Here is a 25,610-nt window from a genome sequence, read left to right on the forward strand (position 1 = left end):
AGCCGCCTATACAATATGGGCGGCTTTATTTTTTTAAAAATAAATTAATGCCCGGTTTTGATTACGGAATAGTTATTGATAGTTAATACAACATCATCATAACCTAAAATAATATACTATGGCAACAGAAGCAGGTGCACCCATTGGCAGCGCTAATGATATCGTGCTTTCGTTTATAAAAGCGCTAAACGACGAAGATTTTGCAGAGGCCCGCAAATGCGCATCCGACGATTTGAAATTTATAGGCGTACTTGGCGAGCGCGATGGCGCTGAGGCCTACTTTACCGATATGGAACGCATGAAACTTAAATATGACATTAAGCGCGTATTTAGTGATGGCGACGATGTTTGTATATTTTATGATATCGATATAGGCGGTAAAACCATATTCAGCAGTGGATGGTACCATGTTGCAGAAGGGAAGATCAATTCCATCAGGGTGATATTTGATCCGCGGCCGTTATTGTAAAGAGGATTCTTTTATAAGAACTGAATTAAACGAATTATTGGAATTTTTAGAACTCACTTAAGTATTCTGTTATTCTTAAATTCGTTTAATTCAGGTTCAGAAAAAAATCTAATCTCTATTCTCTAACCACTAATCTCAACCCACTATCTATCCGCCCAGTTATCCGTACGGAAAGGCGATGCCGGTAAACCGGCACCATTGTACAAGGTACTTACCGGGTTATTGGCCCATGCGTAACGTACAACAAATGGCTTAGGTACCTCCGGGCTGCTCACAATTACTTTATCGCCTTTAATAACCGCTGTTGCCCAATGAAATTTCATATCCTCGCCGGCTATGGCAAAGCCCTGCAGCGTATCGCCGCCCTGTGCTTTGAGGCCGCCATCTGTGTGGTTGAAACTTAGCTCAATTTTATCGCCGTCAATTTTTTGCGATTTATACATCGGGCCCGAGTACTGCTGTTTTTTGTGGTAAGTTTTATCTAAAGCCACTAATGCCAGTCTGCGGCCAACGTCTTGTTTGTTTTTAGGGTGGATGTTATCTGCATCGCCCAAATCAATTGCGAGGGCCATACCGGTATTGGGTAGTTTTAATGCCTGGGTTTGCGCTTCGCGCAGTTCAGCCCAGTATGATCGCACAGGTTCTGCTTCGCGCTTTTGCCAGTTGGCCAACTGTACAAAATAAAACGGAAAATCACCTTCACCCCAAATGTTGCGCCAGCCTTTAATCATGCCCTCAAACAATGCGTTATACTGGCGGGGCCTGCCTGCATTGGCCTCGCCCTGGTACCATATTGCACCGCGAATGGCCATTGGTGTAAGCGGGTTGATCATGGCATTGTATAACACAGCCAGTTGATTAGGGTTATTGGCAACAGGCATAGGCGGCAGGCTTTTCATATTAAAACCAACCTTATAGTCCCAGTTACCGGCCAATGCAATTTTATCTCCCGATGGCGATACCAGCTGCATCTCGTCCATACCGTAAAGGCCGCCACCGCCGCCGCTGTCAAATACGCGTACCGTGATCACCGCTTCGCCCGCTTTTACCTTTGCAGCCGGGATAACGTAATTGCGCGATTGGGTATAGCCATCAGTAGCGCCTATTTTTTCGCCGTTAAAATAAGTGATCTCGTTATCATCTATTTTACCCAGGCTAATTTTCACATCCTGCCCGGCCCATGCAGCCGGAATAGTTACCTTTTTGCGAAACCATACAACCCCGTCAAAATCGCCAAGTGCACTTTTTTCAAAAAACAGGGGCAAAGTCATGGTTTTCCAACCGGTTGTATCGGGGTTGAAGGCATTGTTATTAGTAGATCCCCAATCGGCAGCGGTAGCTTGTTTGTTCCAGGCATCCACCTTTTCGGTAAAGGATTGCTGCGTTTCGGTTTTGGCACGCTGCTGTTGTTCTCTTATTTGCGTGCTGAAATCGGGGTTAATGCTGAGGGAGTTTTCATCGCTCCAGGCCTCAATCATGGTGCCGCCCCAATTAGAGCTGATTAACCCTATGGGTACGCCCGTTTGCCTGGTAACCTCCCGTGCAAAAAAATAGGCTACCGACGAGAATTCGCCAATGCTTTGCGGCGAGCATACCATCCAACCGTTATTAGCTATTTTTATATTGGTTTGAGGAATAAAATTTGTAGCCTGCGAAACCTGCAGCAAACGGATCTGCGGGTAGTTGGCATTTGCAATCTCCTCTTTATAATTATTTACCTGCCCCCAGCCGGCCACAGGCATTTCCATGTTTGATTGGCCCGAGCAAACCCAAACATCACCTATCAACACATTGTTTAAAACAACCGGATCGGCACCATCTGTTATGGTAAGCGTGTAGGGCCCACCATACGATGGGGTTTTCATTTTCAGTTTCCAGTTACCAGAAGCATCGGCCTGAGCGGTGTAAGTTTTATTGTTCCATGATGTAGTAACGCTTACTGTTTTGCCGGCATCCGCAGTGCCCCATGCACCTGCCATGGTTTTTTGCTGCAAGATCATATTATCGCTAAAAAGAGCCGGCAGCATCACTTTGGCAAAAGCACCGGTATTGAGCAACAAGCCGCAGATTATTGCGTACGAAAGTTTTTTTAAGTTCATTAATATGGTTTGGTTAAGTTTTAGATTCAGGTATTTCGGTTGCCTAAGTTAAGCGCTACATCTCAGAATATAAAAAATGTTTTGCCGACATTTAAAAATAACAACCCGACGCTGTGTCGGCTTACCCTTTTGCGAATATAATAGTAAACTTGTATGCACATTTCAGTTAAATTACAAAGCAATTAAAATTAAATGCGGCAAAATATTGGTATGGGTTTGTTTTAAACATAAGGTATGAAACATAACTATGTAATGTTTAGTTCATTTTTAAAACATTGCCTGCTTCATGTAAATACATAAGCAACAATTACGTTATATTTACCCCTGCCAACGCTCAACAAAATGAAACTATCCATCGATCATAAAAGCCCGATCCCCTTACATATCCAGGCCGAACAATTGCTGCGCGAGCTGATAAAAGATCCCGCTTACCAGGGTGGCAAACTGCTGCCTAACGAGGTTGAACTGGCCAAAAAACTGGCTATTTCGCGCACTACCCTGCGGCAGGCTATCAATAAACTGGTTTACGATGAACTGCTGATCCGCAAAAAAGGGTTCGGCACCAAGGTTGCCACGTCCAAAATCAGTTCGAAGGCTATGAACTGGCTTAGCTTTTCGCAGGAAATGAAGGCAAGGGGAATCACGGTTAAAAATTATGAGCTTCATGTAAGCTGGGTTTTACCCGACGAGAATGTTGCCAGCTTTTTTGAAATAGGAACCGACAAAAAGATCCTGAAAATGGAAAGACTGCGCGGCAACAGCGAAGATCCTTTTGTTTACTTTATTTCGTATTTTCACCCAAGGATAGGCCTTACCGGCGAAGAAGATTTTAAACGCCCGCTTTACGAAATGCTTGAAGAAGAGCATTCAACCATAGCCAACCTCTCCAAAGAAGAAATAAGCGCAGTAAGGGCTGATAAATTTGTAGCCGGCAAGCTCGAAATTGAAAGCGGCAGCCCGGTGCTTTTTCGCAAAAGGTTTGTTTATGATCATGGCGAACGCCCTATGGAATACAACGTAGGCTACTACAAAGCCGAAAGTTTTGTTTACGCTGTGGAAAGCAGGCGGATTGAAAACAGCTGATGTATGTTAATGCCTATTCTGAATCGAAATTACTAAAGCCCCTTTGAGATGCGGCAATTGTCAAAATAAAAAACTCACCGGAGATCGTCCGGTGAGTTTTTTTTATTGATGCTACCCGATGCTACAGCTCTTATTAAGCGTAAACAACCGTTAATGTTATTGGCACATTCAAAGCTTTGGATACAATGCAGTGCGCCTTTGCCCCTTCGGCAATTTCGGTAAATGTTGCTTCATCAACACCTTCAATTACGCTGGCCCGCAAATCTAAATGTATGCCCGTGATGCTTAATGCCTGCATATCCAGATCTACTGTGGCTGTAGTAAAAATATCGCCGGCGGTGATGTTGTGATGGGCCAGGGTTGCGCTAAGGGCCATCGAAAAGCAACCTGCATGCGCGGCTGCGATCAATTCTTCAGGATTGGTACCGATGCCATCGGCAAAGCGGGTTTTAAATGAATATTGGGTATCGTTAAGCACATTGCTTTGTGTGCTGATTTCTCCTTTGCCTTCTTGCAAGGTACCGTTCCAATGTGCTTTTGCTATACGTTTCATGTTTTTTGGTTTTAAAAGATTATTGTTTAATGCCTAATTGTTTAGAACACTACAAACATCCGATTATAGAACCGGGATAATTTTAACCTGGGTTAAAATCAAAAAAAACCTCTAAAATAAATTAGAGTTTTTTTTGATCCTTCAGGCACTGAAGGCATTTTAACGGCTTTTATTTTTCAAGCACGTACATTTTCTTGTCGTCATAATCCCATACCGTTTTATACTGTTCAAAAAAACGGTATGCAAAACAGATGTAGTTGGGCTCGGTAATCTGCATGCCTTTTCTAAACGGAGCAGTTTGTTCAAGGCTGTATGGCGCAATGCCTTTAACACTTAATTTAAGGCTTACGTTTATAACAATATCATTAACATTTACCGTTTCGTCATCGTAGCCATTTTTTCCGGCGTCAACCAGCAGCCCCTTCTTTTTTAAAATTTTTGCTGCCTGATCTTCCAATTGGATCAAACCATATTGCCCGGTATCGAATGAGCCAAGAAAATCAACACCTCCTATCTTTACGTGGACCATCGGGTGATTGGGAAGTCTCCTGGTTTCAAAGTTGAGCACGGCCACTACTTGTTCACCTTTCAGGAAATCCTTTGATCGTTTTCTATCCTCCGTAACCTTATAAAAAGTGAGCTTTCTTTTTACATAATCAAGTTTAAAAAGATACCCTTTAAAAAAATCATATCCTATGTACCCAATGCAATCGGGTGTGATATGATCTTGAAGAAAATCAAGATTAGCGCTGGTAATATTTAAAAGGTTGCGGTAAATAAGGCCGTTCTTAAACTTAACTTCAGCAATGGTGTCGTTAGTGTTTGATATAAATGATTGTCCGCTTCCAACCTGTCCTTTGCTTACCGCTCTTTTATGCGGCAAGTTCACCAGGTTATCGTTAATTTCAATGTAGCACCTATTCCCGGTATCAAACATAAATTTTCCTTTAACGCCATTTACCTGTACTGATACAAAAGGAAAAGCGTCAACAAGTGTTAAGGGGAAAATGACGCTATCTCCCTGAAGGTCAGGGCCGTGCTTAAATTCCTGTTCTGAAGGACTCTGCGCTACAGCACGCAGCATGCCGATGCTTAATAAAAAAAGTAAGAATGTTTTTTTCATGTGATTGGTTTTGTGGTATCAAATTAGTTTCATGAGCATAAATTACTGATGGAATAGTTTCGTCATCAATAATTGAGCTTTAAAAGCCAAAATACATCAGGCATAAGCTACTTAAATTCACTTATGCCCGATGTAGATTTCCATTAAAGGAGATGCTTTATTCTGCTGCTAAAAAAGCATTGGCTTCCTTCACAAAATCCTGGCTGTATTGAAATATAGCGCCATGGCCCGAATCACTCCACAAAATGAGTTTTGAATTGATGAGGTGCTGTGATAACGTGAACGAGTTGACAGAAGGTACGATCAAATCGTTAGTTCCGTTTACAATCAAAACGGGCTGTTTAATATTGCGCAGTTGCCGGTGTTCCGGGTCTTTTTCATAGCCGTAGGTAATAATGGCTGTTGCCTGTGCATTTACCGTTGCCGAAGCTGTAGGGGTATCGCGGTTCTCTTTTCTTAACTGCAAACGCTCAAGGAATTGTTCGCCGGCCTCAACGCCATTGCTTGTTTTGGTGAAAAATATATTCCGCAAAACCTTTGCCGGGCCGTCAGACATGCCGGCGGTTACCACGTTCACAATTTCGGTTATGCCCTCGCTACCCTTCGGGCCGGTGCCTGCTAAAATTACTTTGCTTACCAGTTCAGGATAGCTTTCCGCCAGGTTTTGGGCAATGAAGCCACCCAACGAAAAACCAAGTAAATAAACTTCTTTCAGGCCCAAAGCATTGATAAAATCATAGGCATCATTGGCCATTTCGGCTACGGTAGCCGGGGTTTCGCCTTCGCTGCTGCCAACACCTTTGTTATCAAATAAAATAACAGGGTATGTTTTAGCAAACTCATTGGTAACCGCCGGGTCCCAGTTATCTAAAGTGCCTGTAAAGTGTTGTAAAAATACTACCGGCGTGCCCTCCTGCTGTCCGAATGTGCGGTAAGCGAATTTGGTGCCTTTAACATCAATAAAGGCTGTAGGGACTGTTTCGTGAGTAAATGGAGTATTACCCGTGTTTAAATCTTGCGACATTTTTTATGTTTTACGATAGGAAGAATTGATTATTTGCTTTCGGCAATCAGAATTGCGGCCAGTTTATCGGGCATAGAAATGAATGGAGTATGGCTGCTTTGCAGTGTGTATACTTTAGCCACTTTGTTGTTTTTTACCATATACTGCTGTGCAGGATAGCTGATGGCATGGTCATTCGCGGTGTGGATATATACTTTTTTAACGCTGCCAAAGTTCTTCTCGGTAAGGTGTACAGGTGTGGCCAGTGGTGCCAGTGGTTCTGGTTTTAGGTTGGCTGCAATATATTCCTGAACCGGCTGTGGTGCATCGGCGGCGAAGATATCGGCCGCGGCGTCTTTGGCGATGATAGCGGCACCGTGCTCTTTGTCGATAGTAAGCGATTTGCCGATGTGAGATCCGGGATCCTGTTGTGCCAGCGATAAAAGGCTGTCGCCGTCATGCGGTAATGCTGCCGCAAGGAAAATCAGTTCTTTAATTTGTGTGGGCTCTTCTTCAGCAACCTGGCTGATCACCATTCCCGCGAAACTATGCCCTACCAAAACTACGTTGGTGCGGGTACCGATAGCTGCTTTTACCTGGTTAACATAAGTTTGAAAGGTAATACCGGCAAATGAGGTAGTATCTTTTCCGTGGCCTGTAAGGTTAATAGTAATTACCTCTTCGCCCTGGGCTTTTAACAGCGGGGTTACCGCATCCCATGAAGATGCATCAGACCAGGCTCCGTGAACAAGTACAACGGTTTTAGAATTTTTGTTAGTTGATTTTTGGGCTTGAGCGGTAAAACCTAATACACTCATTGCCATCATTATTATTGCTGTTTTCATGTTTGTTAATGCCTAATTGTTTAGGACATGGCAAACATCGGGCGATGCCGCCGCAATAACTTTAACCCAGGTTAAAATCGAAAAAGAGTATGCAAAATAAATTGACGATCAGTTTTTTAATTACAGGATAGCATCATCATCACAACAAATTTCCAGCCTTTTCCATAATTAATTTGAATGTTACTGCAAGATCACAGGGCGTATCCGCCCGGCTATATTTATTAAAATAAACCTGCCTCAAGGCAAAAATTCATGAATATTTTGTTTTTGAGATGCCCAGTTTTTTCATTCTTGATCTTAAAGTGGATACATTGATGTTCATCATTTTGGCGGCCCCGTTTAATCCCTGAAGTTTCCCGTTACACTGATTGATTATGCTGATAATGTATTCACGCTCATTTTCTTCCATTGTTTTTGGCGCTGCAGCAGACAACACAGGGGCACTTTTTTGTTGAAATGACAACAGTTGGAGATCGGTCACTGTATCCCCCTTCGCCAGTAAAACGCTTCTGGCTATTATGTTTTCAAGTTCACGTATATTTCCGGGCCATGAATAATTCAGCATGGCATCAAGTGCCCCGGCACTTAGCCTGGTCACTGCCTTTTTTTCCTTTTGAGAATAAATCCGCAAAAAATGGTTTGCCAATAACAACAGATCCTCTTTACGCTCGCGCAGGGGCGGCAAATGAACAGGAAATACGTAAAGCCGGTAAAAGAGGTCTAATCGGAAGCGGCCGGCAGCAACTTCCTCTTCCAGGTTGCGGTTGGTGGCAGCAATAATACGCACATCTATTGCCTTTTTTTTTCCGCCTATCACATCAATTTCTTTTTCCTGTAAAACCCGCAGCAGTTTAATTTGCAGGTCCTGCGGCAATTCTCCTATTTCGTCTAAAAAAACAGTACCCTCGTTTGCCTGTTCAAATTTTCCCGTTCTTTTTTCCTGAGCCCCTGTAAAGGCACCTTTTTCGTGACCAAATAATTCAGATTCAACAAGGTTGGCAGGCAATGTGGCACAGTTTACCACGATATAAGGTTTATCCCGGCGTTGGGATATGCGGTGAATGCAGCGTGCCACCAATTCTTTGCCGGTGCCGCTTTCCCCTAAAATCAGTACTGATATAGAAGAATTACTTACTGTTTTTATATTATTCAGCACTGCCGCCATAGCAGGGCTTTCGCCAATAATACCGGTTAAGCCATCGCCGGGAATCTCATTGGTTGAAAATTGATCTTTCGATATAACTTCCTGGTTTTGCTGATGGAGGTACAGCGCTACCTCTATAGCCACCAAAACATCTTTATCCCGGAAAGGCTTAACGATAAACCCATATGGCCGCGTGGTTTTTGCCGCATCCAGAATTTCTTTGCTGGAGTTGGCAGATATAAATATAAAAGCGATGTTTTCTGATCGTAAAATGCGGGCCAGGTCAATACCGCTCAGCTTGCCCTGTAACCGGATATCCAGCAGCACCAGGTTGGGCTTTTCTTTATTCTTGATCTTTATGGCTTCTTCTACAGTTGATGCTATTTCGCAAACAGCGTAGCCTGCTTTTTGAAGACTGATGCGCAGGCTGTTAGCTTCTATAAACTGGTCTTCAACAATGAGTATTTTGTTATTCATAAATGACGTGCTGGTTTAAGCCGGGTTTATTAAATCCTCTGTTAAAATATTGGCATATTCTATAGCCTGTTTTTTAAACAAAATGGTGATTTTAACACCATGACTGCCTTTTATACTAACCTCACCCCGGATTTCTTTAGTAAGGCCCCTGATTAATTGCAACCCAAGTGAAACAGGGTTTGCGTTTATTGAATTTTTGTCCATTCCTACGCCGTTATCAGATAATTCTAACCTCAATAAATCGTCCTGATTACGCAGGCTTACCGTAATTTCACCCGCCCCCTCTCCCGGAAATGCGTATTTAATGGAGTTGGTCACGGCCTCGTTGATGATCAGGGCAATAGGTATAGCAACGGATGCATCGAGGTCGATATCATCAATTTTTTCATTAAAAATAATTTTGTTGGAGCTGTCAAAACTGTCTTTCAGATGCTTGATCAGTTCGGGGATATAATTTGCCATATTAATCTGCTGAACATCTTCGCCGCGATACAGTTTTTGATGGATCAAAGACATGGTGTAAATACGATTCTGACTTGTTTGTATTGCTTTTAAGGCGTCATTTTCAAGGTATGCAGCCTGCGATTGCAGCAAGCTGATAATGGTTTGCAGGTTATTTTTTACCCGGTGATGCACTTCTTTGATCAGCCATTCCTTTTCCCGTAGTAAAAGTTCCAGGTGCCTGTTTTTCTGATTGATCAGTACATTTTGCGAGGCAATCACTTCATTGTCTTTCACAGTGGCCTGGTTGGCCCGCTTTTTACTCCGGTACTGGTTGTACAGCAGGCCTGTAAAAATTAATAACACCACTATTGCTGCAATGATGATATTCTTTTCCATCCTGGATTGCTTTAGCTTAATCTGCTCCAGCTTATAATTCTGATTGAGTAGGGTAATATGCTGATCTTTTATTTTTAATGCATCTTCCTTTTCTTTTACACCGTATTGCACCTCCAGCCGCCTCACCTCCTTGTTCTGCTCCTGTCTCAAATTAAATTCTTCCAGCCCGCGATAATCAGACAAATGCTTAATTGCCGAACGGTAATCTCCGGTAGCAGAATCGGCCAGAAAAGCCATATAATTAAGATGGCTAATTACACTTGAAGCAATCGGAGGGCCTTTATATGTCGAAATAATATTAAAAAACTTATTTAAAATAGGTTTCGCCTTCGCATATTGCCCGGATTCGACGTAAAGCTGGCCGAGATTGGAGTAGATCCCATTATTGATCGTATTTTGCTTTTTATTCAAATTCAGGGCAATTTCGAAATATTTTGCAGCCATATCATAAGCTTTCATATCCCTGTAAATATTTCCGATCATGAGGACATCGTCAATTTTATCATCAACACTGACCAGGGGGTACTCCTGATCTGTTTTCCTGATATAATTTAGCGCTTCCCTGTACCTTTTCATTTTACGCAATGCAATAACAGGCATTCCAAGTACATCGGCCCGGTCGGCTAAGCTTATTTGTCCCGGATGTACTTTAAAATGAGTGATAGCTAATAGCGCGTAATCAAGACTTTTTTGATAATCCTCATTGTTGCCGGTAATAACCGAACGCCAGTAATAAAAGTCGCCGGCAACTGTAGTGTCGCCTGTTTCCTGCATACTTTCAATAGTCTTGATCGAATAATAGTCCGCTTTGTCCGGCTTTCCCGCCCTGTAACTAATAACCGCCAAAGGATGATAGACGTATTGCAACTTTCGGTATTTTATGGCATTATATTTTTTCAAAACTTCAAGGAGCTCGGCTTCGGCTGTATGGCTTCCCTTACTATAATGCACCAGGGCCATGTAACTCAACGCCAAAATTTCGTATTGAGGCAAATGAAGTTGGATGCTTAATTTTTTTGCCTGTTCAGCAAAAAAAATTGCTTTAGGCCAGTCTTCCTCTTTCTTATCTCCCTCCCTCTCCCAGTATTTATAACTTAAATTCAGTAATAACTTCAATTTTGAAGTATCGTTGAGCAAACCAAGAATACTTTCTGCAGATTTCATATTGTTTTCAAGTGTAAAAATCTCCGCTGTAAAAAGTTGAGCATTATTATACAGGGAGTCATTACGTAAGCGGGCACTCAATTTAGTCGCAGCATTAGCAAAGTCCATTGCGCGGTTAAAATCGGCCTGCTTTCTTACCGGCCTGTAAGAATATATATTTGCCAGATCGAGCAGTATAGCTACCCTGTTTTTATCAGGCTTGCTGTTTTTTAAAGAAATCGCCAGTTTACTTTCATTTGCCGGGTTTACCGGCATCGGGGCCGGATAATACTGTGCTGAACCCCTAACATGGAACATGAGCAGCAAAATGCTTAGCACAAAACTTTTTGTAAAGATGCAGGGCATCTTTTTTGATACGCTCTTTTTATTCACTTCCATATTTTTTACCCATGCCCGTACCGGGAAAAGGGATAACCAATGTAAAACTACTCATCTTCCGAGATTAAAAACAGGGTGCCTCTGAAAGACCAAACTATGTTTTAGCGATATCGGCATTACCTATATCTTCGCCTAAGCACCGGGACACCGTTAGCATATCATAACCCGCACTAACGCGCTCTTATTTTACCCGAAGCGTCACCTTTTAATATCCGCTAAGCTCCTGGCGGCTTCACATAATATAATTTCGTGCCACTTATTAAAACCCTGAAGATCAGAACACAAATCCCGCCTTTCCATATCGATATTTCAACAAACGCACACCTTGTATTGATATTTCAAGAGTAACATGTTGTTTCTTTTTAAACGCAGATCAAATTGTTTTTAGGTGTAACCGACAATTTACCTGGCAGGCACGCGCCTTTTAATACGCTTATTTGAGCTCCAAACTTCAACTCTACTCCCTGTTGATATTTCAAATGCAACTCATGTAGCGTTGTAATACCAAGAGTTTGATTTGAAACAAAACAAACACAACAAATTGATTATCAATACAATAAATTACTGGCATAAAATTTAATTAGAAGCATCTGATCTTCTTGCCTGGCGTATGACGGATTAAATGATGAGTTGGTTTAGCGCAATCCGTTGCTCAGGCAAAAAGCCTTATGTAAGCTCAACCGGTTGAGCCCGCAGATAAAAATACGAATAACAAAATCCTAAGAAACATTAAGCTATGAGATGCACTTATCCAATTAACACAATACCCTTACTCAATTACATCCAAAAGATGATAAGCCTGGATGATGCGGCGATTGAAGTAATTTTAAACAGCTGCAAAGAGGTGCTGATTCCAAAGGGGCAAACTATATTTAAAGATGGAGAAATTGCAAAATATTTCTATTTCATCATATCAGGTAAAGCGCGGTCATATTACGCCGATCGTGCGGGCAAAACCATAACCTGGGCTTTTCATTTTAATGAAACTCAAAGCGATTTTAAAAACCTTTTTATTGTAGATTATAAAAGTTTTCTGACGCAGACACCCGGAAACCTGTATATCGAAGCCCTTACCGATATCCGGGCTATTAGAATTGGTACCCGTGGATTTAATCTCAATGCTGATCATGTACCTGTATTAGAAAAATGCGTACAAAAACTGAAAGAGCATTCATTAATTGCGGCCTATAACCGGATATTTCATCTGCTCACCCTATCTGCCAGCGACAGATATAACCACCTATTGAGCAATGAGCCTCACTTATTGCAAATGTTTGCTGATAAATACCTGGCCTCTTATTTGGGTATCGAACCTCCATCGTTAAGCAGGATAAGAAAAAATCTTAAATCGACACCGGTTCAGCCAAGAACATTATCCATTGCCGGATAATAGCAGATACAAAATGCCAGGATAATGTTTTCCGGCAACTTATTGGCGTTTCCGCAGCCAAAGCACAGATGCCGTGATATTTCACGGAAAATAAAAATAAAAGGGATATACCACGGCGTTTTTTCAACTTAAAAAACACAAAATACTGGCTATAAATAATTTAAATACATGGCATGAAATTTATAAACTCCCTGCATAAAAAGAATCGTCAAGGTACTTACGGATGAAACTCAGGGATTTTATTTTTCACGCTTGGTAAATAAATTATGACGGAAGGACTACCAGGGAAATTTAACACACAGGATCAGATTATCACGCAGTTGGGCTGGGAAATTGCATCGATAAAAAACAGGGATCAATTAAACAATCTGCTGGGCAGCTCTTTAAAGCGGATTGTTGAATACCAGTATACCACCATTTTTATGCATGGTGACGATGGAAAAGAACTTATCAATTTTTTACAGCAATCTGGCGACAAAGAAAACCCGAATCAATTTTCTGAGCGCATTTTTAACGGCAAGATACCTTTTGGTCATGATATCAATCCCCCCCAGGTGCAGCCCCCGCAACCAATAATTGATTTTGATGAACTTGTACTGAATGGAAACGCCGGTCCATACCTCATAAACGGGGAGATTGACGAAACTTTTGACTTCTATACCTTTAATTTACGCCAGGGAACTGCAATTATTGGCGTGTGGGTGATGCTGTTAAAGAAAGCTGATGGAAAGCATTTTGACATGGGCGCTCTTTGTAACCAGATAGCTTCCTACTTAACCTTCGCGGTGCTTAATATCAAAGCGCAGGAAGAAATTGATAACCGTGATAAAGAACGGGAAATTATATTATCTCTTAACATAGATTTTGCAACCATTAGGGAGAAAAAAGACCTCCTCCGGATTATTCACTATAAACTTCGGAGTCTTTTCAACTTCAGCCATCATTGGGTGGCAACCGTAAATGATGATGAGCTTACGCTGAGCACGTTTATGCAGGATACTGAATCTAAAACCAAATTTCATCCTAAATATAAACAGGTTACTTATGCAAAATACACCATTGCCGATCAGATTTTCAATAAGGTGATTTTGGCAAGTGAACCTCAGGTATTTGACCTGGAACAGCTTTCGGCGAGAGGGACTATCCCCGAGTATTTGCAAATCAATTATGAATGTGGTATCAGAAAGGTAATTATGCAAAGCCTGGAAATTGCAGGCCGGTTTATCGGCGTTTGGGCGCTATGCCTTGGCGAGCAGGATGAAGTAGACCATCGGTATATAAATATTGTGAGAGATATAGCCAATCAGTTTTCTATCGCAGTTGGTAATATCATTGCCAATGAAACAATTCAGGCCAGGCAATCAGAGCAAGGCTTATTATTAAACTTAAGCTATGATATAACTTCTATCAAAGATAAAAAGGACCTCCTGCAGATTATACAGGTCAACCTAAAAAGACTATTTAAATTTCAGAACATCGTTATCATGGTATTGAACAATGATGATCAAACCCATGATATATTTCTTTCAACGGATTTAGCTTTTACTAAAGAAAATCTGGCCCGGTATAGCAACGGGCCGGTTCGTTTTGAATACAACGACGGCTACTTTAACAGGGTGATGGAAGCAGATGGAATAGTGCATTTTAACCTGGATAAAATTGCCGACCTTACGCAAGAGCCCGCCTGTTTGCAGTATCTCCATCAATCAGGGATCAGAAAGCGGATTGGCATTGCGCTGAGAGAAGACAACCGCAACATTGGGGTGCTTTATATCAACCTGGAAAACAACTTCGATTATTCAGACCGGGTATTAGACCTTGTTAAAGGTGTTTCCTATCAAATATCCGCAGCGGTATCCAATATCCTGGCAAATGAAGAAATTTTAAAAAAAGATAAAGAACGAGATTTGCTTTTATCGCTAAGTGTGGATATTGCTTCGGTACGCAGCAATAGCGAATTACTGAATGTGATAAGCCAGCGATTAAAATACCTGTTAAAGTTTTCGCATACCGGTGTGGTAACCATTAATGACGACGCCACGGTAAGCAGGTTTCTTCGTGATCCGGAGGCGAAATCTATTACTCACCCGCAATACATGCAGGCCGATCAAATGAAGTACCCGATCCAGGATAATATTTTGGACAAATGTATCATCACTCCCGAACCACTACTTTTCAACCTCAGGGAACTGACGGAGACCGCCAACGGAGAATTACCATTGTACCTGAAAATTAATTATGAATCGGGCCTAAAGAACATGGTTGTGATCCGGTTTTCAAAGGACGACCGGGCTTTCGGATTTTGGATACTCCTTTACGATCAGGATATTGTATGGGATATAGGCCTGCAAAATTTGATTAAAGGCTTATCCCATCAAATATCAATCGCGGTATCCAACATTATTGCCAATAATGAAATTTCGAGGCGGGAGGAGGAAAAATCAAGATTGCTGGCTTTCAGTAATGCTATCGCTTCGGTGAAAACCACGCGGGAAGTATCTACCATTATCAATACGCAGTTCATGGATTGGGGAATAAAAGGTTACAGTATGCATATCATCAATGATGATAAAACCACACATAGGCCCTACTTATATGATTCAAGTGCAGAATGGACAAATTTCCCTAATTATAACGCGCTGGTAACGGGGATATATGCTGTTAATGACAATGTGATGGATGTGATGATCAGGGCAGGCAAGCCGATGATGCACAACATACCTAAACTGGCGGAGATGAAAAACGCCCCAAAGTACACCCAATTTTGGAAAGAGATCGGCCTGATAGACATCATGAGCATTCCGGTACGTTTGGGAGACGAATTAATAGGCGTTTTGTTTCTCGACTTTTCAGACTCCTTTAAAGCGCTTCCCGATCAGCTTAGCCTGCTTAATAGTATTTGTTCTCAGCTGGCCATAACGGTGGCTAATCTATCAGCAAACGAAAAAATAAGCAAACAGCTTGGCGAGATCAATAAATATAAACAGCAGTTGGAGGAGGAAAAGATCTATCTTAAAGAAGAAATAGAAACAACCCAGAATTATGGCGATATCATTGGCGAAAGCCCGGTGATTAAGAAAATATTCAAATTAGTTTCCCAGGTCGCCTCTTCGGATAGCACGGCATTGATATTGGGCGAAACAGGCACGGGTAAAGAATTGATTGCAAGGGCCATTCACAATAACTCGCCACGAAAAAACAAGCTGATGGTAAAGGTGAACTGCGCTGCCCTCCCGCCTAACCTGATAGAAAGTGAATTATTCGGGCATGAACGCGGAAGTTTTACAGGTGCTACCGAACAACGTTTAGGGAAATTTGAACTGGCCAACAACAGCACCCTTTTTTTGGATGAAATTGGAGAAATGCCCCTGGATTTACAGGTGAAGTTGCTTCGTGCCTTACAGGAAAAAGAAATTGAACGGGTGGGCGGGCGAAAAACGATCAGGGTTGATGTAAGGATAGTTGCAGCAACAAACCGCGATCTGGAAAAAGAAGTTGCTGAGGGAAGATTTAGAAGCGATCTGTATTACCGTCTGAATATATTCCCGATCTACTTACCGGCACTTCGCGACCGGCGGGAGGATATTCCGCTGTTGGCAAGCTATTTTATTCGCCGGTTTGCAAAAAAGGCAGGCAGGCAAATTACAACTTTAAGCAGCCGTGCTTTACAGGATCTGATCTCCTATCATTGGCCGGGCAATATCCGCGAACTTGAACACCTGATTGAACGCAGCGTGCTTATTTCGTCGGGAGATACCATTAAACAGGTTCATCTTCCTTCAACCAAACATACCGCAACGGTTGCCAATCCGGATGAAGTGTCGTTAAAAACCATTGATGAAAATGAACGGGATCATATTTTACGCATATTAAAATATTGCGGTGGTAAATTGGCCGGCGATAGCGGCGCAGCCCGCATTCTTGGCGTGCCGGCAGGTACGCTTTATTCTAAAATGAAAAGGCTTCAAATTAAGCGGGAACATTTTTAAATATCCCGTTTATCTTTCGCATTGGTTATTTTCCAACCATTCTTTTACGAATGCGGCTTAGCGACGGCCCCTGGATGCCCAGGTAAGAAGCGATATGATAAAGTGGTACCGAATTAAAAATATTCGGATGCTTCTCCATCATCTCCCGGTAACGGTCTTCAGGTGTTTTAAACAAAAATCCTTCTGTATTAACCATAACCTCGTGAAAGGCTGTCTCAGCTACTATTCTTCCAAAACGTTCCCACGAGTGCGACTGCCTGTAAAGTTCATTCAGATGATCAATATGGATATATAAGATGAGCGAATCAACCATCGCTTCGGTATAATAATCGCAGGCCGTTTGAGCCAAAAAGCTTTTATAAGATGCTACAAACTGATTATCAGTAAAAAACAGCATATTCTTTTCTTCGCCGGTATCGCTGTTTACCCGGTAGATCCTGAACACGCCGGTAATCACAAACCCAAGATGCTTGCAAACATTTTTGTATTCATTGTAAAACTCACCTTTTTTATACTGCTTTAATTTCCAATAAGGCAATGAAAGATCGAATGCTTCCGGTTTCATACCGGCAGATCCTAAAATTGTTCGTAGTATTTCAATCTCCGTTCCGTTTGCTGACATGCGATAAAAATATCAATTTTATTAACACCGATAAACTAATACGCCGCCTAAATCAACAGCTATCGTTATTACCTATCAATTGTTATTCGGGTTGCTTTACCGGGTAATCTTTTAACGGGCTTAAGCTATTTTTCGATTTTAACCCATGTTAAACTTTTCCAGATCGCTTAATGGGATGTTTGTGGTGCCTAAACAATTGGGCATCCCCAAAAATGAAAAAACTCATATTCATCTTATTTGCGGTAGCTACTGCTACCATTATGTTTTCATCTTGTTCTAAAAAGAATGATGTAAAACCCAGTCCTAAAAATTATGTATTGGTGCACGGCGCATGGCAAGCCCCTTATGTATGGGAAGCTGTAAAAGCTACCCTCATTAGCGAAGGCAACAATGTAACCGTTGTTGAATTGCCTGGCCATGGCAGCGATCAAACAGTTCCGTCAACCTTAACTTTAAACAGCTACAGGGACAAAGTTCTTGGTGCCATCTCAAACGTAAATGGCAAAGTTATCCTGGTGGGCCATAGCTTAGGGGGGATGATCATCTCTGCCGTTGCCGAGCAAAATCCTTCTAAAATCGAGAAGCTGGTTTACCTGTCGGCTTATTTGCCAACCTCCGGCCAATCTTTACTTGACCTTGCGCTTACTGATGCCGGCTCAAGCCTTGGTGATACAGTTAACGGACAAAAAGTATTGATAGAAAATGATGCCATAGGAATCCTCGACGTGCTGCACGATCAAATTACGAACGTTTTTATCAAGGACGGTTCAACCCAGGCTAAGAATCTTGTACTGCAAAATTACCGTTCGGAGCCGTTAATTCCATTTACCAATCCGGTAACATTAACTGCGGCTAATTTCGGTTCGGTACCGAAAATTTATATCAAAACCCTGCAGGATCGTGTGGTTTCTCCCGGTTTACAAAACAGGATGATTGCCGCCGGCAATGTAAAAACAGTATACCAGCTAAATACCAGCCACTCGTCATTCCTGGCAAAACCAGATTCGGTAGCCATATTACTAACCAAAATAGGACAATAGGTAGTTGATTGACTTAAAATAAACAATATCGTCTCGTAGTAAAATACGGGACGATGTTGATTTATTAAAACCTATTTGATCTTGATGACAGGTTAAATTTTAATGTGTCAATCCAAACAGTACGTTGCTCTAAAAACAGTACTCCTAACCAGGTTTCATATATAAACTTTCTCCATCGGGTCCTTTTTCAATGAAAAAAAATAATACCTTATCAAGTCACGGAGGTGCTTCCCAACATGAAGCTTTTATACCTCAAAACTGGCAATATCACTATCACTCATTATTTAGTTTTGCCCGAAAACTTATAACAGATACTGATATTATAAAGGATTTGATACAGGAGACTTTTTTAATTGCGCTCGAGACCCAATCAAAATTTATGGGTAGGTGCAGCGAAAAAACATGGCTTATTGCTATACTTAAACGGCGGATTTATGATGAATACCGCAGGCAGGCAAAGGAAAAAAGGCATTTGGGGCATGCTATAGATATTTTTGAGCCTGATAACTTATTTGATTCCTATAAAGACTCTGCTTTAATTGAGCAAATTAAATATGATAGCGGCTGTGATGATGCAGATTTAGCTAATGACCTGATAAAAGATGGTTTAAAATCAATTCCGTCAAAAACCAAAGACATATTAATTAAAATTTATTACGATAATCGCTCTGTTAGTTCTATTTGCGAAGAATTAAAAATTACGCCTTCAAACTGTTATGTTATTTGTTACCGGGGAAAAGAGTTGTTGCGCAATTTTTTAATCCAACGTTTGTTTACCGACTAATATCGCTTGTATTAACTGGGTTTGATGCCATTTAAAAGTAATGCGTAAATATCCTGAAGCCGACGATGCCAAAGCGTTAACCGGTTATGATTTTTACAAATACAATCTATAGGTTACAGCATTTTTATATATTTGCTTCATCATGCTTCCGTAGTTCAATGGATAGAATTATGGTTTCCGGTACCATCGATATGAGTTCGAATCTCGTCGGGAGCACAAAAAAAGGATAGTTATTTAACTATCCTTTTTTGTTAATTACTCATTACTGCATACCGCTTCCTAAACGCCGTGGGGTTCTCCCCTTTATACTTTTTAAAAATCCTGTTCAGGTGGCTTTCATCGGTAAAGCCAAACTCGTATGCTATTTCACTCATCCGTTTATCGGTGTATTGCAGGCGGGTTTCTATCAGTTTTAGTTTATAACTGGTGATGTATTGCTGCAAGCTTTCTCCGGCTACTTTCTTAAAATATTCGCTGATATAATTTGGCGAAAAATTAAAGCAGGATGCTATGCTCTCCAGCTTTAAACGCTCGGGCTGATAAATGTATTCGTGAATGTAATTAAGCAGCGGCAGGGTTACTGCCGAGGGCTGTTTGATAATATCGGCATGCTGCTGCAACGTAATATTACGTGCCGCAATAGTTATAATGGTATTCATGAGCTGCTCAAGCACCTCTTTGTGTTGCGGATAAGTGTTTGATGTTTCGCGGATCAAAGCCTCAATCATGGCCCTTACCAATGGCTTATCAGTAACGGTTTTTAAAATACAGCCCGGTAAGTGATTGTGGTTATGAAAAATATATTCCATCTTTTTCACCCACTGCTCGCTTTGGGTTTTAAGATAGCTATCGGTAAAACGGATAAAATAAAACCGGGTAAGTTCCTGCACCTCAAAACCATGCTGATCTTCGGGGAAAATCAGAAAAAACTTATCCGAAGTATAAGGCAGTTCATGCCCGTTAATAACCTGGATACCCTGGCCCTGCAGGGTGAAAACCATTTCAAAAAAGGTGTTGCGGTGCGGTTTGGCTATATAATTATCCGTTTCGAGCAATTCAAGCTCATAAGGGCGGTAAAGATTTTTGATCTCCATACCTCTAAAGGTACATATCATACCCCGAAATGTACAAAGCCGCCGCCCCGATAATACGGAACTTTGACATATCAAAACAAACAACGACATGAACACCACATCATTTTTAATTTTAAGGCTGGCCATTGGTGCCAGCATGTTTGGCCACGGCCTGGTTCGCTTACCAAAACTGGCTATGTTCAGTAACTGGATGGTAGGCACTTTTCAGAAATCAATGCTGCCCAAAGCAATGGTAACTCCGTTCAGTTACCTGCTTCCCATTGCCGAGTTTACTATCGGTTTACTGCTCATCTCCGGCTTATTCACCAAATCTGCTTTAATTGGGGGCGGCGTAGTGATGATGATATTAATTTTTGGCAGCTGTATGATTGAAAACTGGGAGATCATTCCATCACAATTAATCCACGCCGCGTTTTTTGCTGTACTGCTTCAGTTTGCGGCTAATAATACTTACGCTTTAGATAACCTCTTGCTAAAAAAATAATACCATGAGCTCACGAAGAGAATTTATGAAACAAGGCGGCGTGCTTGGTTTGGCCGGCCTGGTGGGCAGCAACTTAACGGCATCTGCTCAAGAAAGTAAGACTGTAAATAATAACAATACCTCAAAATGGGCCGATGGCTCGAGGCTGGTAGTATCAGTATCCATGCAATTTGAAGCGGGCGGCCAGCCGGATAATGCCGAAAGCCCATTTCCGCAAAATATGCAAAAAGGCTTTATCGATTTGCCGGGCGCAACCTGGTTTCAGTATGGCTACAAAGAAGGCATTCCGCGGATGCTGGATAACTGGGACAAGCTGGGCATTAAAGTAACGTCGCACATGGTGGGTTCGGCAGTGCTTAAAAATCCGGCTTTGGCTAAAGAGATTGTTGAGCGCGGCCACGAAGCTGCCGCCCATGGCATGAACTGGGCAACCGAGTACACCATGCCCTACGAGCAGGAAAAACAATTTATAAAAGATGGTGCCGACGCTATTAAAAAAGTAACCGGTTTTACACCGATAGGCTACAATGCCAACTGGCTGCGCCGGGGTGAAAATACCCTGAAAATACTACAGGAGCTTGGCTTTGTTTATCATATTGACGATTTGAGCCGCGACGAGCCTTTCATAATCCCGGTAAACCAAAAAGATTTTGTGGTAGTGCCCTACACCATCCGCAACAATGATATTGTACTGATAGAGGGCAAAAACTTCTCGACGGATCAGTTCCTCAACCAGGTAAAAATGGATTTCGACCAGCTTTATGCCGAGGCTGAATTTAAACGCCGCCAAATGTCAATCAGCTTTCACGACAGGATTGGAGGCACACCGCAAATGGTTAAAGCTACTACCGAGCTGATCAAATACATTCAACAGCACAAAGAGGTGAGCTTTAAACGCAAGGATGAGATTGCGGGGATGGCGATAGCGGATAAAACTACGATAAGGGAAAGGTGAGGTGTGGACGGCAAGCTCAGGGTCCTCTGCGAGTTTAAGTTAACCCACAAAACAGCATTGGTGAAATTGAATAGCAACTTGAGTTGAACCCCTCTGGGGTTCGGAAGGAGCGTAGCGTGTTTTTTCTACAAACCTTTACCCCCTCTGGGGGATTTTGATAATTTGTCAATCTTTTTATTTCTTTTATAGCGCCATGATAGGTGCACCAGAGGTGCAAAAGGTTTGTAGTAATATCAAATCACCCATATTTATTGCACCAGAGGTGCAAAACAAGACATTTAGCAGGTCCGATTTTTATGGGTAAACTTAAAGCTGCGAGAGACCCTGAGCGAACGGAAAAACTGAGCCATATACCAGGTAACAATTATTACAGTTGAGGCTATTGATAGCAAACTATATAAAATGTAACTTAGAGTTAACCAATACATTAAACCTAATCGCATGCAAAAGCATCATCAAAATAAACCGGAAAGCACACAGCAGGCCGGTAACATGAAGCGTAAAGCCATAGCTGCGGCCGGAGCATATCTTCCTGATAACCGCCCGCAAACAGTAATGCAGCGAAAACAGGCCGAAGCTTTAGCCAATTACAGATTGGCAACTGCCCCGGTACAAAAAAAGCAAAATGGTACAGGCCTGCCCGATAAACTAAAAAACGGGATAGAGCACTTATCGGGTCACCCGATGGATGATGTAAAGGTACACTACAACTCGTCGAAGCCTACACAATTACACGCACATGCATATGCCCAGGGCTCGCAGATTCATCTGGCCCCAGGGCAGCAAAAGCACTTGCCACATGAGGCATGGCATGTGGCACAGCAAAAACAAGGCAGGGTAAAGCCTACGCTGCAATTAAAAAATAAAGTTAATATTAATGATGATGCCAGCCTGGAGCAGGAAGCCGACCTGATGGGTGCCAAAGCCATGAGTACTTCGGCAGTGGCCCAGCCAAAGTTTGCCGGGAGCCTGCAGGCTAACCTTGCCGGTACAATACAAAAAATGGCCGTAGTACCTAAACTTGCCGATGGTACCGAACTTGACTATGAACGCATGTCGCCCTCCAATGATGATCAGGCTCCGGTACGTATAGCCGAATATCGTTTTACTGCCGCACCCGTTGCTACCCAGGAAAACGCCCTACTTCACATCCGTGATCTGTACGCCGAAATAGGGACCGGTTTGCAGGGAGACCCTCTATTTTTATCCCGCGGAAGTTTGAGAACTTATGCATACGGAAATGCAGCCAACGCGCCCCGGGTTTATAATGTTTTGCTGAATAATGGCAGCGTGCCGGCCCAAATTCCGGCAACTAATCAACAAAAAATAAATACATACCGCCCGGTTCTGGGCGACCCCTCTCCGGCCCGCCAAAACTTAAGGCTGTTTCTTGATAATCCCGATATCCATTTAAAAGATCCTTTAAAGGTGGTTATTTCTGTACCTCATGGCACAGGTACGTTAACCGCAACAGTTACTTTTACCGAGGCTTTTAGGGGATATGTTACCGGCATGCATGAAGTAGCTGGCGGTGGCGGAGCACCTTTAATAAATGCCACGCTTGAGCGCCGCGACACGTATGGCGAGGCAACACATACCGCAACTACGCCTATTGCTACATTTAGCGGTACTCACCATCTCACCGGTACCAGAACTGCTCAGGAAGAAATAGCGTTGGCACATACCGGAAACACGCATTACCAGCAGGAACGAGGTGTTGACGCCATGACAAAAGTTATTGCCGAAGGCGGAAGATTTCAATGCGTAAACGAATTGGGAACCAGTATTAAAAACTCCACCAGATTTTATGCAGAAAAACCGGGTTACGGCGATCAGGACACAATTTATCCTTATGTAACTTTCGCAGAACTATATCGCTTATGGACATTAGAGTTTGGAGCGCGTTATAAAATACCTAACAGCGAAGTAGTTGATTACCTGATTAGCAATGCCGATAGGTTACCCCACATGACGGATGAAACCTTATTGGCTCGCCCGAATGCGGTAAGTGTTGACGAATAATTTTTTTATTACAAACCCACACAAGGATTGGCACCTGTCAGGTTTCGCCAAAAAACAACAATTGCCAATCCTTACCTTATGCTTCAGTTTATACCGGATTCGCCCCGGCAGCAACAAGTATATTTTTAATTCTCCTTCATCCCCGGATATTGATCAAAAAGCACTTTCAGTTTCTGCGCTATCTCCGGATATTCTTTAATTACGTTGGTACGCTCGCCTGGGTCGTAAGCCAGGTTAAACAATTCGGTTTGGGCGGGTAGCGGCGAGCCGGCTACTCCGCCTACATTGTTATTGGCTTTTACTTCGCGGTACTTCCAATCGCCCATGCGTACGGCTTCGCAAACGCTGTTGTTATAGTAGTAAATTGGGCGATGCCATGGGTGTTTAGGCGCTTTACCTGTTAGCACATCAGCAATTGATTGTCCATCCAGCGTACGGCCTTTTGGCAACTGGGCCCCCGTCCATTTGGTCAGGGTAGGTAAAACGTCAAGGTTGCTCATCATGCTGGTAATACTTGCACCAACAGGGGTATGATTTTTCCAATACACGATGAATGGCTCGCGTACACCACCTTCGTACGATAAGCCTTTGCTGCCGCGAAAAACGCCGGCTGTACCGGCATCCCAATGTTTGGTGGCATTGTCGCCCAGCATCCGGTTAGGAAAATCAATCCATGGGCCATTATCGCTCGAGAACATAAAGATGGTATTATCCGCCAGGCCTTGTTTTTCCAGCTCGGCCCAAACTTCATCAAGGCTTTCGTCCAGTTGTTCAACCACATCACCTAAATGGCCGCCATCGCTGCGGTTTTTATTTTTTTTTGATGATGCAAAGGCAACCGGCAAATGCGGCATATTGTGCGCCAGGTACAGGAAGAAAGGCTTATCGCTCCCTTTTTGTTTTTTGATATAGCTGATGGCTTCGCGCTTGTACAAGTCAACCAGCGACGAATCGGCAGGCTTCAGGATTTCTGGTTTATGATTGCGGAATACTTTGATTGTGGTATCAGTTTGCACATAAGGCGCGCGATAATCGTGGCTGTACAACAAACCATAGTACGAATCAAATCCTTGCGCCATCGGGTGGTTATAAGGGGCATGATCGCCAAGATGCCATTTACCTATCATAGCCGTTTTGTAGCCAACTTGCTTCAGCATTTCGGCAATGGTAACTTCCTGATCGGGGATTCCTAACGATGACCCGGGGCCGATTGGGTAAGGCAGGTTCATCCTGGAGGCATAACGCCCTGTAAGTAAGGAGGCGCGCGACGGCGTGCAGGTTGGGCTGCTTACTACATAGTTGGTTGCCCGTACCCCCTTTTGGGCCATTTTATCAAGGAATGGTGTGCGGATAACCGGGTTTCCGTAACAACTCAGGTCGGAGTAGCCCATATCATCGGCTAATACAAAAATGATATTGGGGAGTTGTTTTTTTTGTGCCGATACAGGATGGATCAACAATACCGAAATCAGCAACAGGATAGTTTTAAAGGTTAATTTGGTTAGATGTTTCATTGCGGGTGAAAATAAGTTTTATCATAAACAGGTGCTAATGATAACTTAACTTTTACAATGATCGGCTTATGCAAATCACCATCCCAAGCTTGCCAAATTAATTTACCAATTCCCGCCCCAAAAAACATCAGCTTTGCTGTTTGTCTGCATTCCGCAAAATCTCCCGGTGCTCTTTGCCCCATTTAATCATCTCTAAAATAATGTTGCCAAAACTGCGGCAATACTCTGTCGATTCGTATTCTATCAGCACCGGCGAGGTTGGTGTAACCGTACGCTTTACCAGCTTGTTCATCTCCATCGATTTTAGCTCGCGCGATAACATGCGCGTGGTAATGCCGGGGATACTGCGTTCAATTTCTCGGAAACGCCTGTTGCCGTTGCATATCGAATTGATGATGGGTAGTGTCCATTTGCCGCCTATCACATACATGGTATCCTGCAGCGCCTGCCGCTCATCGGCATGATTACGCTGGTGTGACATTGTTTCTCCTTCCATACTGGTATACTCTGTGTAACTGGTTACAAAATTATACCATTT

The 25,610-nt window shown here is 42.6% G+C and carries 20 protein-coding genes and 1 tRNA gene; 10 read left to right on the plus strand and 11 right to left on the minus strand.

What is annotated here, in order from left to right; genetic code table 11:
• Window positions 1-118 precede the first annotated feature (118 nt).
• The gene (locus HYN43_RS17145; protein ID WP_119410513.1) at window positions 119-469 is read left to right on the plus strand and encodes a nuclear transport factor 2 family protein; all 351 of its coding nucleotides are present in this window, start codon (window positions 119-121) and stop codon (window positions 467-469) included.
• Window positions 470-612: 143 nt separating this feature from the next.
• On the opposite strand, the gene HYN43_RS17150 is transcribed toward HYN43_RS17145, so the two are convergent.
• On the minus strand, window positions 613-2,568 hold the full coding sequence (locus HYN43_RS17150; protein ID WP_119410514.1) for a sialate O-acetylesterase: 1,956 nt from the start codon (window positions 2,566-2,568) through the stop codon (window positions 613-615).
• Between the two features lie 342 nt (window positions 2,569-2,910).
• On the opposite strand from HYN43_RS17150, the gene HYN43_RS17155 reads away from it, so the two are divergent.
• Window positions 2,911-3,651 (plus strand): GntR family transcriptional regulator, encoded by a 741-nt coding sequence (locus tag HYN43_RS17155; RefSeq protein ID WP_119410515.1) that lies wholly within the window; start codon window positions 2,911-2,913, stop codon window positions 3,649-3,651.
• Between the two features lie 133 nt (window positions 3,652-3,784).
• Here the strand turns inward: HYN43_RS17155 and HYN43_RS17160 are convergent, their stop codons facing one another.
• The 6 genes from HYN43_RS17160 to HYN43_RS17185 form a co-directional block, all read right to left on the minus strand.
• A complete protein-coding gene (locus tag HYN43_RS17160; protein WP_119410516.1) occupies window positions 3,785-4,204 on the minus strand; it encodes an OsmC family protein in 420 nt (139 codons plus the stop codon).
• Between the two features lie 169 nt (window positions 4,205-4,373).
• On the minus strand, window positions 4,374-5,327 hold the full coding sequence (locus tag HYN43_RS17165; protein ID WP_119410517.1) for a hypothetical protein: 954 nt from the start codon (window positions 5,325-5,327) through the stop codon (window positions 4,374-4,376).
• A gap of 157 nt (window positions 5,328-5,484) precedes the next feature.
• Window positions 5,485-6,351 carry an alpha/beta fold hydrolase gene (locus HYN43_RS17170; RefSeq protein ID WP_119410518.1) on the minus strand — a complete coding sequence of 289 codons (867 nt, stop codon included), beginning with the start codon at window positions 6,349-6,351 and terminating at the stop codon, window positions 5,485-5,487.
• 29 nt (window positions 6,352-6,380) lie between these two features.
• Window positions 6,381-7,175 (minus strand): alpha/beta fold hydrolase, encoded by a 795-nt coding sequence (locus tag HYN43_RS17175; protein WP_119410519.1) that lies wholly within the window; start codon window positions 7,173-7,175, stop codon window positions 6,381-6,383.
• Window positions 7,176-7,425: 250 nt separating this feature from the next.
• A complete protein-coding gene (locus HYN43_RS17180; protein ID WP_119410520.1) occupies window positions 7,426-8,796 on the minus strand; it encodes a sigma-54-dependent transcriptional regulator in 1,371 nt (456 codons plus the stop codon).
• Between the two features lie 15 nt (window positions 8,797-8,811).
• The gene (locus tag HYN43_RS17185) at window positions 8,812-11,178 is read right to left on the minus strand and encodes a histidine kinase dimerization/phosphoacceptor domain -containing protein (RefSeq protein WP_119410521.1); all 2,367 of its coding nucleotides are present in this window, start codon (window positions 11,176-11,178) and stop codon (window positions 8,812-8,814) included.
• Window positions 11,179-11,968: 790 nt separating this feature from the next.
• On the opposite strand from HYN43_RS17185, the gene HYN43_RS17190 reads away from it, so the two are divergent.
• Window positions 11,969-12,568: a Crp/Fnr family transcriptional regulator gene (locus HYN43_RS17190; RefSeq protein ID WP_162996532.1), complete on the plus strand. Its 600-nt coding sequence runs from the start codon at window positions 11,969-11,971 to the stop codon at window positions 12,566-12,568.
• Between the two features lie 266 nt (window positions 12,569-12,834).
• Entirely contained in the window at window positions 12,835-16,557 is a 3,723-nt protein-coding gene (locus tag HYN43_RS30635; protein ID WP_119410523.1) for a sigma 54-interacting transcriptional regulator, read from the plus strand.
• 25 nt (window positions 16,558-16,582) lie between these two features.
• Here the strand turns inward: HYN43_RS30635 and HYN43_RS17200 are convergent, their stop codons facing one another.
• The gene (locus tag HYN43_RS17200; RefSeq protein WP_119410524.1) at window positions 16,583-17,179 is read right to left on the minus strand and encodes a Crp/Fnr family transcriptional regulator; all 597 of its coding nucleotides are present in this window, start codon (window positions 17,177-17,179) and stop codon (window positions 16,583-16,585) included.
• Between the two features lie 212 nt (window positions 17,180-17,391).
• Here HYN43_RS17200 and HYN43_RS17205 point away from each other — a divergent pair, with 212 nt between their 5' ends.
• The 3 genes from HYN43_RS17205 to HYN43_RS17215 all read left to right on the plus strand — a co-directional run bounded on the left by HYN43_RS17205 (window position 17,392) and on the right by HYN43_RS17215 (window position 19,219).
• Window positions 17,392-18,219, plus strand: coding sequence for an alpha/beta fold hydrolase (locus HYN43_RS17205; protein ID WP_119410525.1), 828 nt, complete (start codon window positions 17,392-17,394; stop codon window positions 18,217-18,219).
• Window positions 18,220-18,409: 190 nt separating this feature from the next.
• Window positions 18,410-19,003, plus strand: coding sequence for an RNA polymerase sigma factor (locus tag HYN43_RS17210; protein WP_119410526.1), 594 nt, complete (start codon window positions 18,410-18,412; stop codon window positions 19,001-19,003).
• 144 nt (window positions 19,004-19,147) lie between these two features.
• Window positions 19,148-19,219 (plus strand) — tRNA-Arg (locus tag HYN43_RS17215).
• A 35-nt stretch (window positions 19,220-19,254) separates the two neighbouring features.
• On the opposite strand, the gene HYN43_RS17220 is transcribed toward HYN43_RS17215, so the two are convergent.
• A complete protein-coding gene (locus HYN43_RS17220; protein WP_119410527.1) occupies window positions 19,255-20,097 on the minus strand; it encodes an AraC family transcriptional regulator in 843 nt (280 codons plus the stop codon).
• A gap of 88 nt (window positions 20,098-20,185) precedes the next feature.
• On the opposite strand from HYN43_RS17220, the gene HYN43_RS17225 reads away from it, so the two are divergent.
• From HYN43_RS17225 to HYN43_RS17235, 3 genes are all read left to right on the plus strand, one after another.
• Window positions 20,186-20,581, plus strand: a complete 396-nt coding sequence (locus HYN43_RS17225) for a DoxX family protein (RefSeq protein WP_119410528.1) — start codon at window positions 20,186-20,188, stop codon at window positions 20,579-20,581.
• Window positions 20,582-20,585: 4 nt separating this feature from the next.
• Entirely contained in the window at window positions 20,586-21,536 is a 951-nt protein-coding gene (locus HYN43_RS17230) for a polysaccharide deacetylase family protein (RefSeq protein ID WP_119410529.1), read from the plus strand.
• Window positions 21,537-21,977: 441 nt separating this feature from the next.
• Complete coding sequence (locus tag HYN43_RS17235; RefSeq protein ID WP_119410530.1) at window positions 21,978-23,558, plus strand: eCIS core domain-containing protein; 1,581 nt, start codon at window positions 21,978-21,980, stop codon at window positions 23,556-23,558.
• Window positions 23,559-23,683: 125 nt separating this feature from the next.
• On the opposite strand, the gene HYN43_RS17240 is transcribed toward HYN43_RS17235, so the two are convergent.
• Both HYN43_RS17240 and HYN43_RS17245 read right to left on the minus strand, forming a co-directional pair.
• Window positions 23,684-25,072, minus strand: a complete 1,389-nt coding sequence (locus HYN43_RS17240; protein ID WP_119410531.1) for a sulfatase-like hydrolase/transferase — start codon at window positions 25,070-25,072, stop codon at window positions 23,684-23,686.
• Window positions 25,073-25,199: 127 nt separating this feature from the next.
• On the minus strand, window positions 25,200-25,568 hold the full coding sequence (locus tag HYN43_RS17245; RefSeq protein ID WP_119410532.1) for a winged helix-turn-helix transcriptional regulator: 369 nt from the start codon (window positions 25,566-25,568) through the stop codon (window positions 25,200-25,202).
• Window positions 25,569-25,610 lie beyond the last annotated feature (42 nt).

It is taken from the genome of Mucilaginibacter celer, assembly GCF_003576455.2.
In the GTDB taxonomy this organism is placed as follows: Bacteria; Bacteroidota; Bacteroidia; order Sphingobacteriales; family Sphingobacteriaceae; genus Mucilaginibacter; species Mucilaginibacter celer.